At 41.6% G+C, this 18,784-nt stretch carries 14 protein-coding genes; 4 read left to right on the top strand and 10 right to left on the bottom strand.

From position 1 onward, the window contains the following. Window positions 1-26 precede the first annotated feature (26 nt). On the top strand, window positions 27-791 hold the full coding sequence (locus tag HMPREF9009_RS16470; RefSeq protein ID WP_049702743.1) for a TrmH family RNA methyltransferase: 765 nt from the start codon (window positions 27-29) through the stop codon (window positions 789-791). Here HMPREF9009_RS16470 and HMPREF9009_RS16465 read toward each other — a convergent pair. The 5 genes from HMPREF9009_RS16465 to ileS all read right to left on the bottom strand — a co-directional run bounded on the left by HMPREF9009_RS16465 (window position 742) and on the right by ileS (window position 6,855). Beyond that, entirely contained in the window at window positions 742-1,128 is a 387-nt protein-coding gene (locus HMPREF9009_RS16465; RefSeq protein ID WP_049702742.1) for a hypothetical protein, read from the bottom strand. The genes HMPREF9009_RS16470 and HMPREF9009_RS16465 overlap by 50 nt on opposite strands. A 5-nt stretch (window positions 1,129-1,133) precedes the next feature. Next, window positions 1,134-2,207: a DUF4296 domain-containing protein gene (locus HMPREF9009_RS16460; protein ID WP_049702741.1), complete on the bottom strand. Its 1,074-nt coding sequence runs from the start codon at window positions 2,205-2,207 to the stop codon at window positions 1,134-1,136. Continuing rightward, window positions 2,197-2,853, bottom strand: coding sequence for a lipoprotein signal peptidase (locus tag HMPREF9009_RS16455; RefSeq protein ID WP_004295884.1), 657 nt, complete (start codon window positions 2,851-2,853; stop codon window positions 2,197-2,199). Before HMPREF9009_RS16455 ends, HMPREF9009_RS16460 begins: the two co-directional genes overlap by 11 nt. 97 nt (window positions 2,854-2,950) lie before the next feature. Beyond that, window positions 2,951-3,331 carry a TraR/DksA family transcriptional regulator gene (locus HMPREF9009_RS16450; RefSeq protein ID WP_004295883.1) on the bottom strand — a complete coding sequence of 127 codons (381 nt, stop codon included), beginning with the start codon at window positions 3,329-3,331 and terminating at the stop codon, window positions 2,951-2,953. Window positions 3,332-3,366: 35 nt separating this feature from the next. Beyond that, window positions 3,367-6,855, bottom strand: a complete 3,489-nt coding sequence (gene ileS / locus HMPREF9009_RS16445) for an isoleucine--tRNA ligase (RefSeq protein ID WP_004311814.1) — start codon at window positions 6,853-6,855, stop codon at window positions 3,367-3,369. Window positions 6,856-7,065: 210 nt separating this feature from the next. Here ileS and HMPREF9009_RS16440 point away from each other — a divergent pair, with 210 nt between their 5' ends. Next, entirely contained in the window at window positions 7,066-8,115 is a 1,050-nt protein-coding gene (locus HMPREF9009_RS16440; RefSeq protein WP_049702740.1) for a DUF2776 domain-containing protein, read from the top strand. 98 nt (window positions 8,116-8,213) lie between these two features. Here HMPREF9009_RS16440 and HMPREF9009_RS16435 read toward each other — a convergent pair whose 3' ends face one another. Further along, complete coding sequence (locus HMPREF9009_RS16435; protein WP_004295880.1) at window positions 8,214-9,752, bottom strand: carbon-nitrogen hydrolase family protein; 1,539 nt, start codon at window positions 9,750-9,752, stop codon at window positions 8,214-8,216. 401 nt (window positions 9,753-10,153) lie between these two features. Here HMPREF9009_RS16435 and HMPREF9009_RS16430 point away from each other — a divergent pair, with 401 nt between their 5' ends. Continuing rightward, window positions 10,154-10,630, top strand: a complete 477-nt coding sequence (locus HMPREF9009_RS16430) for a hypothetical protein (protein ID WP_049702739.1) — start codon at window positions 10,154-10,156, stop codon at window positions 10,628-10,630. 428 nt (window positions 10,631-11,058) lie between these two features. Next, window positions 11,059-12,417, top strand: coding sequence for a transposase (locus HMPREF9009_RS16425; RefSeq protein WP_049702738.1), 1,359 nt, complete (start codon window positions 11,059-11,061; stop codon window positions 12,415-12,417). A 986-nt stretch (window positions 12,418-13,403) separates the two neighbouring features. Here the strand turns inward: HMPREF9009_RS16425 and xylE are convergent. From xylE to HMPREF9009_RS16405, 4 genes are all read right to left on the bottom strand, one after another. Then, complete coding sequence (gene xylE, locus HMPREF9009_RS16420) at window positions 13,404-14,858, bottom strand: D-xylose transporter XylE (protein WP_004316410.1); 1,455 nt, start codon at window positions 14,856-14,858, stop codon at window positions 13,404-13,406. Window positions 14,859-14,996: 138 nt separating this feature from the next. Then, window positions 14,997-16,313, bottom strand: a complete 1,317-nt coding sequence (xylA, locus tag HMPREF9009_RS16415; protein WP_004295876.1) for a xylose isomerase — start codon at window positions 16,311-16,313, stop codon at window positions 14,997-14,999. A gap of 41 nt (window positions 16,314-16,354) precedes the next feature. Continuing rightward, complete coding sequence (locus HMPREF9009_RS16410; protein WP_008776996.1) at window positions 16,355-17,878, bottom strand: xylulokinase; 1,524 nt, start codon at window positions 17,876-17,878, stop codon at window positions 16,355-16,357. 118 nt (window positions 17,879-17,996) lie between these two features. Continuing rightward, window positions 17,997-18,728 carry an NUDIX hydrolase gene (locus HMPREF9009_RS16405; protein WP_004295874.1) on the bottom strand — a complete coding sequence of 244 codons (732 nt, stop codon included), beginning with the start codon at window positions 18,726-18,728 and terminating at the stop codon, window positions 17,997-17,999. Between the last annotated feature and the right edge of the window lie 56 nt (window positions 18,729-18,784).

Raw genomic sequence — 18,784 nt, 5'->3', positions numbered from 1 at the left:
TAGCTTTGCAAAAGAATATCAAATCTATGGCATCATTAAGTAAAAACAAAATAAAGTATATCCACTCGCTGGAACTGAAGAAAATACGTAAAGAAGAGCGGGTATTTCTGGCTGAAGGTCCTAAATTGGTAGGTGATTTACTCGGACATTTTCCTTGTCGTTTTTTAGCAGCCACTCCCTCCTGGCTTCAGGAGCATCCGAGTATTGACGCAAGTGAACTGGTAGAAGTTTCACAAGAAGATCTTTCACGGGCCAGTTTATTGAAAACTCCCCAACAGGTACTTGCCATTTTCGAACAACCACAATATACTTTGGATCCGGAAGCAGTCTGCCAATCACTTTGCCTTGCATTGGACGATGTACAAGATCCCGGAAATCTGGGTACCATTATCCGTCTGGCCGACTGGTTTGGCATCGAACATATTATCTGCTCGCAAAATACGGTAGATGTATATAACCCTAAGACTATACAAGCCACTATGGGTGGAATTGCCCGGGTGAAAGTGCATTATACTTCCCTCCCCGATTTTATCCGGTCGCTCGGAGATACTCCTGTGTTCGGTACGTTCCTGGATGGAAAAAACATGTATGAACAACCATTGTCGGCCAATGGCTTGATCGTAATGGGAAATGAAGGGAATGGCATAGGGAAAGAGGTAGCCACATTAATCAACCGAAAATTATATATCCCCAATTACCCGGCAGGCCAAGAGACATCCGAGTCTCTGAATGTAGCCATTGCTACCGCAGTAATCTGTGCCGAGTTCCGTCGACAGGCTGCATGGAAGTAAAATCAAAAGGATAAAATAAATAAGGAAATAAAGCTTCCCCCTTCTTTTCTGCTTCCTGCAGATACTCATTAAAACATTGGGAAGATTGATTCGAAACACTGGGAAGATTGATTTGAAACACTGGGATATTTTTTAAAATCATCCCAGTGTTTTTTATTTCTTCCATCTGCCTTTCAGAAAGTAGCACTATCACTCCCGGCATCCATTCAACCGATTCAATCTCTTCGGTCAATGGGAACACACCTCGGACAACTCCTTCGTCAGTGATCTCCACTACCTGCTGCTTCATATATCCGACGGCAGGTATCAGCAAATAATGAGAAGCAAAGCATTTCATTACAATCAGTTGTTTGAACGTCTTTGTTGTTGCCTGCGTTGATTCATCTGGCGTTCCTTTCTTTGCTCTATCCGTTCCTTTTGGATATGCTGTTCCACCTGAATCTGCTCCGGCTTCTTCTCACGATGAATTCCCGTACGACGACGGTTCATCTCTTCCGGTGTCAGACGCTGAATGTCATCTTTATTCTTGTCTATGACCTTATGTAAAGAGTCGGCATTTTCTTTAGTAGCTATCTTCTTCAAAGAATCCGCTTTCAATGCTTCTATCTTATTCAAAGAATCGCGTACAGCAAATGCGAGCGTATCCGTACAATGATAACGAGTCATCATGAAGCGGTCGGCCAATACTGCTCCTCCTTTTTCCTGACTATCTATCGGATAATAAATGAACCCTTTTATTTCTTTCATCGAACCTAATGTGTCTGCAAACAAACGAATTTGTTGCACACCCGGTTCAGTCACCGTTTTCCAATGATTGATCGTATCTTTTTCATAAATCACCTGCATAGCCATAGTGACACCTCTTAAAGAGTCGGCAAGCATCGGCTCCAGGAAACGATATCGCACTTCCCATACCAGTGTATCCCGGTCTTTGTAGTTAGAGTCGGTCGGCAAAGTAAATACATATTGATTATCCATCATTTCACCGGTCAGACGTACCATACGCTGCCACGGCCAGACATCGATGCTATCACCCTGCTTAGTCATTTTCGGTTTCTTATCACGCTTGGCTATCAAGTCGCCAACAAGTTCCTGTTCGTCTTTCAAGCGTTTTTTCACCTTATCATAAATTTTCGATAAAATCTCTGTGTTACGGGTATACCAAACCATGGATGAGTCAAATGCAGCTTGTGTAGTCCCATATTTCTTGAAAACGGCGTCGATATACAATGCTTTCTTATAGTTCTCACTATAAGGCAAATTATCTCCCATAGACTTTGCCACATGATAATCATACAGCAAATTCTCCATCTTCGATTCCGAGATTACATCACTGGGTCTTTTCACTTTACACCCGGCTACCGCAAAAACGAACATGCAGATGAGACACAGATGAAACCGAAATTTATTTTTCATGATCCGTAGCTTCCTTTTTATCTTTATCCAGCGAATGATAAGACTCATTCAAATATTTACTATAAAAGAGTAATAAGGCAATGATACCGCAACTGATAGCGGCATCTGCAAAATTAAAGATCGGACTAAAGAATATAAAATGCTCTCCACCCACAAACGGCATCCATGTAGGCCAGTTTGTATCTATAATCGGAAAGTAAAACATATCCACCACTTTTCCGTAAAACCAGGTAGAATATCCACCACCTTCGGGCATGAAACTGGCAATCTGCGAATGAGTGCTTTCATTGAAAATAACTCCATAGAACACGCTATCTATGATGTTCCCCAAAGCACCGGTCAGAATAAGAGCCACACAGACGATATAACCTGTTTTGAACCCTTTCTTTATGATTTTATAGAGATACCACCCTATCAATGCTACCGCAACAATGCGGAATGTTGTCAGGAATAACTTGCCGAAGATTTCCATACCGAAAGCCATCCCGTTGTTTTCGGTGAAATAGATATAAAACCAATCGGTCACACGTATACTTTCGTGCCAGTACATGTGAGTTTTAATCCAGACCTTGATGATCTGGTCAATAATCAATACGGAAAAGATAACGAGAAGAGCAATTCTCCCCTTCGTGAATAGTTTCTTCATGTGTTTATTATAAGTTAAACATAACGAGCTACAAGTGCCGTGCGTAAACTTTGCGCAGCTACTTGTAGCTCGTTACCTGTAGCCTACTTGCTATCTGTTATTTTTTACCACTGTTCTTTGCTTCAATGCTTAATGTAGCATGAGGAACAGCACGCAGACGTTCTGCCGGAATCAACTTTCCGGTTTCACGGCAAATGCCGTACGTTTTATTCTCAATACGTACCAAAGCAGCTTGTAATCCTTGGATAAACTTCAGCTGACGTTGTGCCAGTCGGGTCGTTTCTTCCTTGGAGAGCGTATTAGCTCCTTCTTCCAATACTTTATACGTAGGAGATGTATCGTCGGTATCATTACCGTCCAGTCCCATCAAACTTTTCTTCAACTGTTCATAGTCACGTTGTGCCAATTCCAGTTTCTCCATAATAATGGCACGGAATTCCTCGAGTTCCGCATCCGAATATCTAGTCTTTTCTGCCATAACTTTACAATTTTAAAAGGTTAATCAATATAGTATTAGTCTTTTATCACGTTCACAAACAATGAGAAGTCGTCAAACTCCAGCATTGTTCCGTCTTTCACTTCATCTACAAGTTCAAGAGATGTGCCTAAAACCTGGTTACAAATATAAGTATTATATTCATTTACCGCATCATCTGTTTGCGTATTTTTCGAGATTGTTATTTTTATTTTGTCTGTAATCTCGAAGCCGCTTGACTTACGTATATTCTGAATACGGTTCACCAGTTCACGGGCAATACCTTCGCGACGCAGTTCTTCGGTAATGGTCACTTCAAGCGCTACTGTCAGTTTGCCTTCATTGGCAACCAACCATCCCGGAATATCTTCACTAAAGATCTCGACATCTGATGCTTCAATAACAGCTTCCGCACCATCCAGGTTTAATGTATACTTTCCGTTTTTCTCCAATTCACCGATGGCTTCCTGTGACATTTCTGCAACAGCAGCAGCTACTGCTTTCATTTGCTTGCCAAATTTCGGGCCTAGCTTTTTAAAGTCACATTTCACTTTTTTTACCAATACACCGGCTGCACCATCAACGAATCTGACTTCTTTTACGTTCACTTCATTCATAATCAGGTTCTTTACAGCTTCGATATGAGCTTTCTGCTCTTCATCTACCACCGGAACCATGATACACTGTAGCGGTTGGCGTACCTTGATATTCACCTTGCGGCGCAATGCCAACACCATAGATGTAACATCCTGTGCCATTTGCATGCGGGCTTCCAGTTCCTTGTCTATCATTTCTTCCTGATATTTCGGGAATTCGGCAAGATGGACAGAAACGACATTGTCGCGTCCTGTTGCTGTAATCAAGTCAGTATACAACCGGTCTGCATAGAACGGAGATACAGGAGCCATCAGTTTGGCAACTGTTTCGAGACAAGTGTACAATGTCTGATAAGCAGACAATTTATCCTGTGTAAATTCACCACCCCAGAAACGTTTACGATTCAGGCGAACATACCAGTTGGACAAATTATCATTCACAAAATCAGAGATCAAACGTCCTGCCTTTGTCGGTTCATATTCATTATAGCATGTATCTACCTCCTTTATTAATGTATTCAATACAGACAAGATCCAACGGTCGATCTCCGGACGTTCTGCCATCGGTACATCCGCTTCTTTATATTCAAATCCGTCTACATTCGCATAAAGCGCAAAGAATGAATATGTATTATATAAGGTACCGAAGAATTTACGGCGAACCTCTTCCACTCCTTCAACGTCAAATTTCAAGTTATCCCATGGAGAAGAATTGGTAATCATGTACCAACGCAACGGGTCGGAACCATACTTTTCAATCGTAGTAAACGGATCGACAGCGTTATTCAAACGCTTAGACATCTTGTTACCGTTCTTATCGAGTACCAAACCGTTAGAGATAACAGCTTTGTAGGACACACTGTCAAATACCATGGTAGCGATAGCATGCAAGGTAAAGAACCAACCACGAGTCTGGTCTACTCCTTCCGCGATAAAGTCAGCCGGATATACCTGACGGTTATCCAACAGTTCTTTATTTTCGAACGGATAATGGATCTGCGCGTATGGCATAGCACCCGAATCGAACCATACATCAATCAAGTCTGATTCACGCTTCATCGGTTTGCCATCTTTCGATACCAATATGACGTCGTCTACATAAGGACGGTGAAGATCAATCTTATCATAATTTTCTTCCGAATATTGACCCGGCACGAAACCTTTATCCTTGTATGGATTGGATTTCATAAATCCGGCAGCTACCGATTTCTCGATTTCATTATAAAGTTCTTCTACAGATTCGATGCATATCTCATCCGTATTATCTTCTGTACGCCAAATAGGTAATGGAGTACCCCAATAACGAGAACGGCTAAGGTTCCAGTCATTCAGATTTTCCAGCCACTTGCCGAAACGGCCGGTTCCGGTAGATTCCGGTTTCCAGTTGATGGTTTTATTCAATTCCATCATTCGCTCCTTACAAGCGGTAGAACGGATAAACCAGCTATCCAACGGATAATAAAGCACCGGTTTGTCTGTACGCCAGCAGTGCGGATAATTGTGGACATGCTTTTCTATCTTGAAAGCCTTGTTGTCTGCTTTCATCATCATGGCAATGACAATATCCAAAGATTCGGCAGCTTGCGCAGCTTTCTCATCGTATTTACCATCCACCATAAATTGAGGATCATAAGCATTTTTCACCCATGCGCCCTGATATTCTTTGTATTTATCTACATCAACACATTCCTTTACGAAATTCTCATCCAGCTCATTCAACAGATAGAATTTACCAGTCAGATCCACCATCGGACGAGTTTCGCCTTTCTTATTAATCATGAACAATGACGGGATTCCTGCAGCACGTGCCACATTCGCATCATCCGCACCAAATGTAGGTGCAATGTGAACGATACCTGTACCGTCTTCTGTCGTTACATAATCACCCGGTATCACACGGAAAGCCTTATCACTAGGCTTCCAGTTGCCATCTTCGGATACCTCAACCGGTTTCACCCAAGGGATCAACTGCTCATATTCCATACCGACAAGATCCGTGCCTTTGTATTCGGCAATCACTTTAAACGGTACAAGTTTATCTCCGGCTTTGTAGTCCTCCAATTTCAGATCAGCAGCTTTTGCATTGAAGTGTACATTCAATAAAGCTTTTGCCAGAACCACTGTTATAGGTTCTCCGGTATAAGCGTTGTAAGACTGTACAGCCACATAGTCTATTTTGGGTCCTACGCAGAGTGCCGTATTTGAAGGCAACGTCCACGGAGTAGTTGTCCAAGCGATAAAATAAGGAGTTCCCCATTCCGTCATTTCCGGTTTAGGATTCTTCATTTTAAATTGGGCAACGGCCGTTGTATCTTTTACGTCCCGATAACAGCCCGGTTGATTCAACTCATGTGAGCTCAATCCTGTTCCTGCAGCCGGTGAATACGGTTGAATCGTATATCCTTTATACAACAATCCTTTTTTATGCAATTGCTTCAATAGCCACCATAATGTCTCAATATAGCGATTATCATACGTGATATAAGGATGCTTCATATCTACCCAATATCCCATCCGATGAGTCAGGTCTTCCCACTCCTTGGTATATTTCATCACGTCTTTCCGACAAGCCGCATTGTAGTCGGCAACAGAGATTTTCTTACCAATATCTTCTTTTGTGATACCTAATGCCTTTTCTACACTTAGTTCCACAGGCAGTCCGTGCGTATCCCATCCGGCTTTACGCTTCACCTGATAACCCTTCATCGTTTTGTAGCGACAGAAAATGTCCTTAATTGTACGAGCCATTACATGGTGAATACCCGGCATACCATTAGCCGAGGGAGGTCCTTCGAAAAACACGAACGAAGGACAGCCATCACGTTCTGTCATACTCTTGGCGAAAACCTGGTTCTCGTCCCATTTCTTCAGCACATCTTTGTTCACCTGCGAAAGGTCAAACTGCGAATATTCAGTAAATCTCTTACCCATAGCTGTCTACGATTTTACTATTTACAATTTACAATTTGAGGGGTATCCCCATTTTTAAGGGTGCAAATTTACAAAAACATTTGTTTAGTTGAGCAAAAAGCTAGGACTTTTAATCGGATTCGTGTGAAGTTAACGATTATAAACTGCCTACAGCCTAAACAAAACAGGTATCTCCTTGTTTTAGTGGGAAACCTAAAAGCACTTTAACTTATGAATTACGGTATTAGCATTTTATTCAGAGCAATCCCTTTGGCGATGGCTATTTTTTGCTTCGGATACGGAGCGTTTATTTATGGTTATGGAGATGACGGGAGTCGTGTTGTGGCTGGTCCTGTTGTGTTTTCACTCGGTATGATATGCATTGCACTGTTTTGCACGGCTGCCACTATCATCCGGCAAATCATACATACTTATAATAAATCGGCCAAATATGTTTTGCCGATCATAGGCTATCTGGCAGCCATCATTACTATTATTGGAGGTATCTGCATTTTCAGTAATGCCACTTCCACCTCTGCATTTGTTGCTGGACACGTTATCACCGGTGTTGGATTTATAACCACTTGTGTAGCTACCGCCGCCACCTCTTCTACCCGATTCTCTTTAATTCCGGGAAATTCAAAAGCGACAAGTAATGAGGTTCCGGAAGGAGCTTTTTCCCTTAATCAGAGACGGGCATTGGTCATTGTTGCCATCATCGTTTCGCTGATCGCATGGATATGGGCATTTGTATTATTAGGCAACAGTCATTCTCATCCTGCTTATTTTGTCGTGGGACATGTAATGGTCGGTCTGGCATGTATTTGTACCAGTTTGATTGCGCTGGTAGCTACCATAGCACGTCAGATACGTAATGATTATTCAGAAAAAGAACGGAATAAATGGCCGAAACTGGTTTTATTAATGGGATCTATCTCCTTTGTATGGGGATTATTCGTGATTTTGGCAGATTCCGGAAGTGCAAACGGTACCACCGGATATATTATGCTCGGGTTGGGGTTGGTATGTTACAGTATTTCCAGCAAAGTAATCCTGCTGGCTAAGATATGGAGGCAAGAATTCAAATTGGCCAACCGTATTCCTATGATTCCGGTATTAACGGCATTGGCTTGTCTGTTCCTGGCGGCTTTTGTATTCGAGCTTGCTACTACACATGCTGATTATTTTATTCCGGCACGTGTTTTGGTAGGTCTCGGAGCTATTTGCTTTACGCTATTTTCTATCGTTAGTATATTGGAGAGTGGCACGTCTTCCAAATAGAAAAGTATTCTATCAAAAGGGCGTCACTATATGCCCCGGATAGTGACGCTATCCAAGGCATATAGTGACGCTATCCGGACAGCATAGCGTCACTCTTTTTATTTCTTGTATCTCACCTCATACAGGTCATTCCTGCGGTCTTTCAAATTGCGTACACTACCATAAGTATGCAGTTCGTTCAGCAAATCCAGGTCAACATCCGATACCAAAATCATTTCGGTGTTAGGAGTTGCCTCTGCCCTCTTTCCGTCCGTTGGAAAAGCAAAGTCGCATGGGGTAAATACCCCCGATTGGGCATATTGAATATCCATATTGTGCACACGGGGAAGATTTCCGACACTTCCGGCAATGACCACAAAACATTCATTCTCGATGGCACGTGCCTGCGCACAAACACGAACACGGGAATAGGCATTCTGGGTATCTGTCAGGAAAGGAACAAATAATATCTGCATCCCCTGATCTGCCATCAGGCGGGAAAGTTCGGGAAACTCGACATCATAGCAAATCAAGACTCCAATCTTTGCACAGTCTGTGTCAAAAGTATTCAGAAGTTTACCACCATTAAGTCCCCAGCTTTTTATTTCATCGGGAGTGACGTGTAATTTTTCATACATTTCGTAGGTTCCATCCCGTCGGCAAAGGAAACCTACATTATAAAGCAATCCGTCCTCTTTTACGTATGGCATACTCCCGGTTATAATGTTAATATTATAGCTAATAGCCAGATTCATAAACCGTTCCCGAATTTCATCCGTATATTTCGCCAATCCGCGAATGGCTTGCGATTCCCCCTTATCGTTATACTTCGACATCAAAGGAGCATTGAAATATTCCGGGAAAAGAACAAAATCACTTTTATAATCAGATACTGCGTCCACAAAGAATTCTACTTGTTCGAACAGGTCATCCAACGTTTTATAACTACGCATCTGCCATTGCACCAGTCCTACACGAACCGTAGTTTTAGGGCTGATATATTCCTGTGTAGGTGGCTGATAATAGATATTATCCCACTGCAGCAAACAAGCATAATGTTTTGATTCTTCATCATTTGGCAGATAATTAGTCATTACCTTACGAACGTGAAAATCATTCGACAACTGGAAAGTAAGTACCGGATCATAAATCTCGCGTTGACGTACCCGTTCTATATATTCTTTCGGACGCATTTTGTCAGCATATTTATGATAATTCGGGATACGTCCGCCAAACATGATCGCTTTCAGATTCAATGTTTCGCAAAGCTCCTTACGATATTCATACATACGACGTGCGAGACGCAAACCGCGATAGCCCGGGTGGATGAATACTTCAATGCCATACAGGATATTTCCTTTGGGATTATGTGTATTGAATGTTTCCTTACCCGTAACCTGTGCATACGTATGGTCATTCTTTACTTTATCATAATCAACAATAATAGAAAGAGCACAACCAACTATTTTATCGTCAACGACTGTGACGATCTGACCCTCCGGAAAGATTTTAATCAACTTCTGAATCTGCTCACGAGTCCAAAATACATCGCTACCGTCAGAATAAACACGGGTAAACGATTGGGATAACTGTACATAATCTTCTATTTGCAGATTGCGTATCTGCACTTTATTAATTTTTATCGGATGTTGTTCCATAACAATACGTGTTTTTATATAAAGACTGTGCAAAGGTAGTGTTTATCTTTATACATTGTCATTGCAAAATTAAAAATGCATTATACTTAATTTTAATACATGCTTCAGAAATGGCTACAGTGCTTTAACATCACATAATTTTCATACAGATTCTTGCACCGTTTAATTTGCGACTTCCGAAAATTATCGTACATTTGCAGCGACTAACATTTTATACCCACAGAAGCAGTGAACCTGCTTCAACTCCAGTAGCAGGCATTTTTATGCCTGTTGCTGCCGTAGATACGCGGTTTCGTACCCCCGTGGGGAACGTTAATGCGCCCCCAGCTTCTGTGGAGTGTTAGTCAACGGGAAAGGCGGAACCGTTTTTTTATTCCCGCCTATCTTAAAACCGTTGTATCATGCATGAAGAACAAAACAATGCACCTGTAAAAACCGTTCAAAGCAATCGGCAGGAAGCTAATTTTCCTAATCTGGAAGAAAAAGAAAACCTAAAACAGTTTTATTTAACCCAATCACGACGACTATGCCCTACTGTATCAGTCGATCGTTCGGAATTACAACGTTTGGGAGCGTTACACCACAAAATCAAACATTTTATTAAAGCGTTAACCAACCTCGACCGTTCATGGGAAAATGGGATGCCGGAGATGCAAAAGGCTTGCCTGCATTTCTTTACTTTACAAAACTCACCTCGCACAGAGTGTCAAAAGATTTTTGAAGAATGGGCGAAATGGTCGAACTTCCTGATATCAGCTTCTTGCTATCGTGGTTTTGTCAGTCAGATGTTGCAGGATTATCAACGTCAATTACGTGACTTGGAAAAGCTCTTGGGCGGCAAACCTTCCGAAACTTTGGAGAATGTATCTGACCGTTAAGTCATACAGATAGATATTGCATCGAACTGACGTTAAAAGTAGTTCGTTTTTTGACGGTTTTAATTCTTTTCCGTGCAGAAATGAGCTAAATGATAATTTTGCGGAGTGCCCTGAAAGGGCTTAATTATATAGCGTAGGGCAACGCCCTACGTAAAAACGACAATCTGAATTTGCGCCCTGAAAGGGCATAATTGTATACAGTTCCGCCCTTTCAGGGCTTGTGGCTGGTGTGTCTTTTTCGTAGGGCGTTGCCCTACGCTATATAATTAAGCCCTTTCAGGGCACCCCAATAAATAGGGATATTCCTAAAATAATAAAATTTAAGGCAACTAATTCATTGCGAGTTAGTTGCCTTTTTTGTATCTTTAAGCATTCCCCCCAAAAAACGGTTTGACGGCCAAAACGGGGGTAATTAAAAATAAAAACACATGGTAAAGATACAAAAAATCTCAGAAATCGAACCTTGTTTAGGTTTTACTGAGTTCGATATGCTTAAAAAATATCGTCAAAGTTTTGCAACGAGTGAATTAGGTCGCCTCCATTCTCTGTTCCCTTTCTCGGAACTGGCCCGACAAATGCATTTGAAGTCCTCTCCTTTTGGGCGTAAAAGTTATTTTTCTCCCGAAGGTAAAATAGCCTTGATGGTCTTGAAGTCCTATACCAACTTTTCCGATGCACAACTGATTGAGCATTTAAACGGTAATATTCATTACCAGTTATTTTGTGGTGTTCAGATTGATCCGCTTCATCCACTAACCAATCCTAAAATCGTTAGTGCAATTCGTCAGGAACTAGCGGATCGCCTTGACGTTGAGTCCCTCCAGCTCATTCTTGCCGAGCATTGGACACCTTATCTTGAGAACCTTCATGTCTGTATGACCGATGCCACCTGTTATGAAAGTCATCTGCGTTTTCCTACTGATACCAAACTCTTATGGGAAGGTATTGTATGGCTTCATCGTCATCTGTGCAAACATTGCCAGACCTTGCACATACAACGTCCCCGTAACAAGTATCTTGATGTACGCCGTGCCTATCTTGCTTATAGCAAACTGCGTAAACGCAAGAAATCACAGACTCGTATGATTACACGAAGGTTACTTCAGTTATTGGAAAAGTTACTTGACCAGCTGGAGCTGCTTCATTCGTCCTACAGGAACAGGCTTACACTATCCTCTGATTACCAAAGACGTTTCTCGGTCATACAGACAGTCCTTGAGCAAGGGAAGAATTTATTTGCAGGCAAAAAAGTGTCCAACCGTATCGTGAGTATCGACCGGCATTACCTTCGCCCCATTATCAGAGGCAAGGAAACCAAATCCGTTGAATTCGGAGCCAAAGTCAACAATATACAGATAGACGGAATCTCCTTTATAGAACATATCTCCTTTAAGGCTTTTAACGAAGGAGTACGTTTGAAAGACTGTATTCATCTGCAACAACAACTGACCGGGGTTAGGGTTAAGGCGCTTGCGGCGGATTCAATCTATGCCAATAATGCCAACCGGAAATTTTGTACAAAATATCATATAAGTACTTCCTTTAAGCGTAAGGGCAGAGCTGCCAAAGATGAGCCGCTTCGGAGAATCTTACGGTCGGAACTCAGCCGTGAAAGAGCTACCCGCCTGGAAGGAAGTTTTGGAACGCAGAAACAACATTACTCACTGGCCAGGATAAAAGCTAGAAACAGGAAAACGGAAGTACTTTGGATTTTCTTTGGGATACATACAGCCAATGCGGTATGTATGATAGAAAAGGTCGAAAAGAAAAAAAGAAAGGCAGCATAATCTGACTAAAATAACAGGAAAAACAGGAGAGGTTTTAACTTCCCCTAAAAAAGACATGTACATAATGCATGGGTGGGAAGGAAAAAATAAGAATATGTAAACAATATTCTACAAAAAAGATAGAAGACTGGGAGAGTTGAACGAAAAAATCAAGAGAAAAGCTCACGTAAAGCAAAGCTTTTCTCTTGATTTTTTAGAAAGAGGAACATTTACTGAATATCCCTAAATATATAATTGTAAGGCTTTCAGCCTAACTGCAAAATTCCCATTTAACCGCTAAATTCCCATTTAATTAAGAACCGTGCAGAAATGAATGAAATTTTTTCCTACTATAAAGTTGAAAAACATAAAAACATCTGCCACCTGCAACCAAACGCGTGTAATGCACTAGTTGATAAATAGTTGGAGCGTTGCAGATACCTGCGGCAGATAGGTTGCAGATAAAGTATCTGCAACACGTTATATAATCAAAGAAAAAGCCTTGATTCCTTTATGCAAAGCTATGGGATAATTGGGGTGACTCTATGAAAAAATGGTGGTGTCTCTACGGGGAAACGACAGTATCCTTACGTAGAAACTGTGGTGTCCCGCCTTAGAAACTCTCGTTTCCTACCGTGGAAACTGTAATTTCTAATGCCGGAAACGACAGTTCCCCGCCTGGAAACGGGAAGTTAATGTATACAATAAACTTTTGCCCTCCTGGAGAATTAGCTTATGTAAGGTTTATACTGTGTGGCAGATACTTTGATCTGCAACCTATCTGCAACAGTATCTGCAACGCTCCAACTACTTATCAGCTAGCGTATTACACGCGTTTGGTTGCAGGTGGCAGATGTTTTCATGTTTTTTCAACTTTATGGTAGTTCCCCAAAGCTTCAAATAAAAACAATTATGACACCCTACCATTGGTACGATGTCATAATCTTAATAGAACCATGCCAAGAAACCGAAGTCATAATGGCATGATGAAATTACACTAACCTAATTTATTTATTTTTCTTCCAAAGCTTGCTCATATCTTCCAATGTCTTGCCTTTCGTTTCAGGTACCCAACGCCAAACGAAGATGGCAGCAGCCACACAGATTATGCCATATAAACTATATGCAAACATCGGGCTGAAGTCGTACAGTGCCGGGAAAGTAGAAGATACAATGTAATTGAATATCCATTGGAATGCTACGGCGATTGCTACCGCTTTACCACGGATCGTGTTCGGGAATATTTCCGAGATCAATACCCAGCAAATCGGTCCCCAAGACATCATAAAGAATGCTGCATACACAATCACTGAAAGTACCGGGAGAACACCCTTTATTGCCATGCTATCACACATTGCTACCGCAAATGCACCTACAGCCATACCAATAGAACCGATTATCAATAGTGGTTTACGTCCGAAGCGGTCTACTGTGAAGATTGCAACCAATGTAAAGACAATGTTTACAATACCCATAATAACTGTCTGCATCATGCCACCTCCTTCTGCACCTGCATTTTCGAAAATACGAGGAGCATAATAAAGTACCGCATTAATACCGATAGCCTGTTGGAATACAGAAAGCAAAATACCGATCACAATTACTGCCACTCCATAAGTAAAGATTTTCTCTGTCTTTTCATGAGCAGTAGCTTTAATATCATTAAGAATTTCCTGTGCTTTTGTCTTACCATTGATCTTTTCAAGGATCGAATAAGCCTTTTCATCCTGCTGTATCAATACAAGATAACGAGGAGTCTTGGGAACAAAGAACAATAACAGACCGAAGAAAGCGGCAGGGAAAGCTTCCGAACCGAACATGTAACGCCATCCTTCATAAACAGTCCACATATCAGATTCAGCACTAACAGACAGTACACCTGCTGCATCTTTCAAAATAATAGGATTTTGATGGTCGCCCATAATCAGGAAATTCACGAAGTATACTACCAACATACCGAAGATGATAGCAAACTGGTTACACGATACAAGCGTTCCACGAATATTAGAAGGAGCAATTTCAGCAATATACATCGGACAGACTGCAGAAGCCAGTCCAACACCGATACCGCCCAAAACACGATACAAATTAAAAGCAATCAGCAAATCCATGTTCGGCTTTCCATATTCGAAAAACAAGACTTCCGGATAATAGGAACCTAATGCTGAAAGGAAAAAGAGTACGGCAGCAAGCCTTAGAGAATTACGACGTCCCAAACGGGAAGCAAATATACCGGAGATCGCACCACCCAGTACACAGCCAATCAATGCGCTGGAAGATGTGATTCCATGCATTACTTTATTGTATTGAAAATCAGAGGCCGAAAGGAAAAAAGCCTCCAAGCCTTTCTCTGCACCGGAAATAACCGCTGTATCGTATCCGAAAAGCAGTCCTCCCAAAATGGCGACAGAGGTTATCGAATATAGGTAGAGTTTACTACCTTCGTTCGTTGTATTAATCATGGTTATAAGTAGATAAAGTAGTGTTGTAGTAGTTGGATTTATATCACCACAGATTTCACAGATTGACACAGATAAAATTCAAAATAAGAGAGAAGAAAATCAATCTGTGACAATCCGTGTAATCTGTGGTGGGGTTAATTAGCAATACATATTCAGAATTGCTTCATAAAGTTCTTGTTTACCGCTAGTCTGCTTCGGTTCACCGTTTGCTTTTGCATAAGCAACTACATCTTCCAAAGTCAACTTGCCATCTTCAAACTCCTTACCTTTACCGCCATCAAATGAAGCGTAACGGTCAGCCAGCATTTTCTTATAGGGAGATTCGTTCAGCAGAGCAGCTGCGCTTTCCAATGCACGAGCCATAGCGTCCATACCTGCGATGTGAGCGATGAAGATATCTTCCAGGTCAGTAGAGTTACGACGAGTTTTAGCGTCGAAGTTTGTTCCACCGTTACCCAAGCCACCGTTGCGGATAATTTGCATCATAGCTTGTGTCAGTTCGTAGTTGTCAATCGGGAATTGGTCTGTATCCCAACCATTCTGATAATCACCACGGTTAGCGTCGATAGAACCCAACATGCCGTTGTCTACTGCTACTGCCAATTCGTGTTCGAAAGTGTGACCAGCCAAAGTTGCGTGGTTTACTTCAATGTTCACTTTGAAATCTTTATCCAAGCCATGAGCTTTCAGGAATCCGATTACTGTTTCTGTATCTACATCATACTGATGTTTTGTCGGTTCCATCGGTTTCGGCTCAATCAGGAAAGTACCTTTGAAACCACGGGCACGAGCATAATCACGAGCGATGGTCAGCATTTTTGCCAAGTGTTCTTTTTCACGTTTCTGATCTGTATTCAGAAGAGACATATAGCCTTCACGGCCACCCCAGAATACATAGTTCTGACCACCCAGTTCGATCGTTGCATCGATTGCATTCTTAATCTGAACAGCAGCACGAGCTACTACGTCAAAATCAGGGTTAGTAGCAGCACCGTTCATATAACGTGCATGGCCAAATACGTTGGCAGTACCCCACAACAGTTTGATGCCAGTTTCTGCTTGTTTCTGTTTTGCATAAGCTACGATTGCTTTCAGGTTAGCTTCGTATTCTTCGATGCTTGCACCTTCAGAAACCAAGTCTACATCGTGGAAACAGTAGTATTCGATACCCATTTTCTGCATGAATTCGAAACCTGCATCCATTTTATCTTTTGCAGCTTGTATAGCGTCAGCATTACTATTCCAAGGGAATTGTTTTGTTCCGCCACCGAATTGGTCGCCACCTTCAGCACACAAAGTATGCCACCATGCCATAGCAAATCTCAACCAATCTTTCATCTTCTTACCGTTGATAACCTTTTCAGCATCGTAGTAACGGAATGCCATCGGATTCTTACTATCTTTACCTTCGAACTTAATCTTTTCAATTCCCGGGAAAAATTCTTTTGTTGCCATAATTCTTTTATTTTTAAAATGGTTATTATTTAAATTGTTAATTATTTATCTGAAGACAGAACCGGAGCCGGTATGTTACCGGTCATCGACTTTTCAAGACGGTATTTCCATTTTGCATACGCGTCAGCATATTCCTGGCGTTTTGCCACATTAGGCTCAATCACATCCAGTTTGTCAAGCGTAGCAAATGCCTCATTGTTATCCTTGTAGATACCTGCACCGATGCCCGCACCTTTCGCAGCGCCTACGGAACCATCCGTATCGTAAAGCTCGATAGTGGCTCCTGTGACTCCTGCCAAAGTATCGCGGAAGATAGAACTCAAAAACATATTAGCGTGTCCGGCATGGATCATCTTCACAGGAATTCCCATTTGCTCCATGATATCAATGCCATATTTAAAAGAGAATACAATACCTTCTTGAGCGGCACGGATAATGTGGTGTTTGCCATGCGTATTAAAATCCAGTCCACGGATACTGCAACCGATTTCTTTATTATTCAGCATACGTTCGGCACCGTTACCAAAGGGCAGGATACTGATTCCCGCACTGCCGATAGGCGCTTTGGAAGCCAATACATTCATTTCATTATAAGATATTCCTTCGGGAGCAATGTTGCGTTTTACCCATGAATTGAGAATACCCGTTCCGTTGATGCAAAGCAATACTCCCAAACGTGTCTGATCTATGGTATGATTGACATGCGCAAAGGTATTGACGCGTGACTGCGGATCATAGTTCACTTCACCGTTCACGCCATAAACCACTCCCGATGTTCCTGCCGTAGAAGCAATCTCTCCCGGATTAAACACATTCAAAGAAAGGGCATTGTTAGGCTGGTCGCCTGCACGATAAGTAATCGGTGTCCCTTCTTTCAGTCCAAGCTCTTTGGCAGCTATTGCATTTACACGTCCCTGCTCTGCAAAGGTCGGTTTAATATCTGCAATCAAAGAAAAATCAAACCCGTAATAATTCATTAAGAAATCAGCCACCCGGTTGTTCTTGAAATCCCAGAACATACCTTCCGAAAGTCCGGAAACAGTTGTGCAGATTTCTCCACTCAACTTCATGGCAATATAATCGCCCGGCAGCATTATCTTATCAATCTGCTCATAGATGGCAGGTTCGTTTTCTTTAATCCACGCCAACTTGGAAGCGGTAAAATTTCCCGGTGAGTTCAACAAATGAGAAAGACATCTCTCCTCCCCGATTGTCTCAAACGCTTTCTGACCGTATGGCACCGCACGGGAGTCACACCAGATGATAGCAGGACGCAATACATGCTGATTCTTATCAACACAAACCAATCCGTGCATCTGATAAGAGATGCCGATGGCTTTAATTTCAGCGGCACTAACTCCGGATTCGGTCATAATAGCCTGCGTGGACAACTTTAAGTTTTCCCACCAACTTTCAGGATCTTGTTCCGCCCATCCGGGATTCACTGCAATAATATTCGCTTCTGTTTTCGGAAAAAATGCCGAGGATACACATTTACCAGTCTCCGCATTTACCAAACTCGCTTTTACAGACGAGCTACCTATGTCATAACCTAATAGAAACATAATTTTATTTACGATTAAACGATTTACTATTTACGATTTACGCTCAATGTCCGACAATTAATGCTTTAACATCCAACGCCTAATACTTAATACTTGATACTTAATACTTGAACAGGGTCTACCTTCTTACCTTATTATATATCTTCTTATCAAATTTATAATAACGGGCAGCACGGTGAGCCACTCCTTGTTGTTTTTCTTCCAAAGGAACTACATATTCCATCATTGCTATTTTTTTATGGAAGTTACGCACGTCCACGGCTTTGTCGTATACTAATTCAAAAAGAGTCCTTAATTGTGCGGCTGTAAATTTACGCGGAAGCAGTTCGAACAACATGGAAGGATTAAATTCTACGAACTGACGAATATAAGTCATTGCCTCCTTTATTATCAGATTATGGTCGAAAGCCAGTGTTTTCACGTCTTTCAAAGCGACCCAGCAAGCCTGGTGATCGTCCAGATTCTTATCCAACGTACGATCTATCTTCACCATCGACAAATATGCAATGGTAACAATACGCTCCACTTTTGACTGCATAGCTCTTTCCAACCAGCGTACATCTTTCGGATTACTCGTTCTGTTTTTAGAACCAAATGCTTTAAACTGCATCAGATTCACATTTTTAAGTCCTGTCAGTTCATACAAAACTCGTTGTGCAGCTTCATCCAGGGCTTCATCCATATAGATAAGACTTCCGGGAAGTTTCATATCATGATATACTTCTCCATTATCCTCACCTGCACGTTTTACAAGCAACACTTTCAGTTGTTCTCCGTCAAAACCAATCACTACACAGTCCACTGATATATGATTGTTTGCTAAAGGTGTATTTTTCTGTAAATTTTGCATATCTATTTCTTTAAGACGATGCAAATATAGAGGCTAAAAACCATCAAAACAAAAAT

Origin of the sequence: Bacteroides sp. 3_1_13, from assembly GCF_001185845.1 — a bacterium.
GTDB lineage: Bacteria > Bacteroidota > Bacteroidia > Bacteroidales > Bacteroidaceae > Bacteroides > Bacteroides xylanisolvens.
Note: the sequence above shows the minus strand (reverse complement) of the source record. Positions and strands in the feature narration are given on the sequence as shown.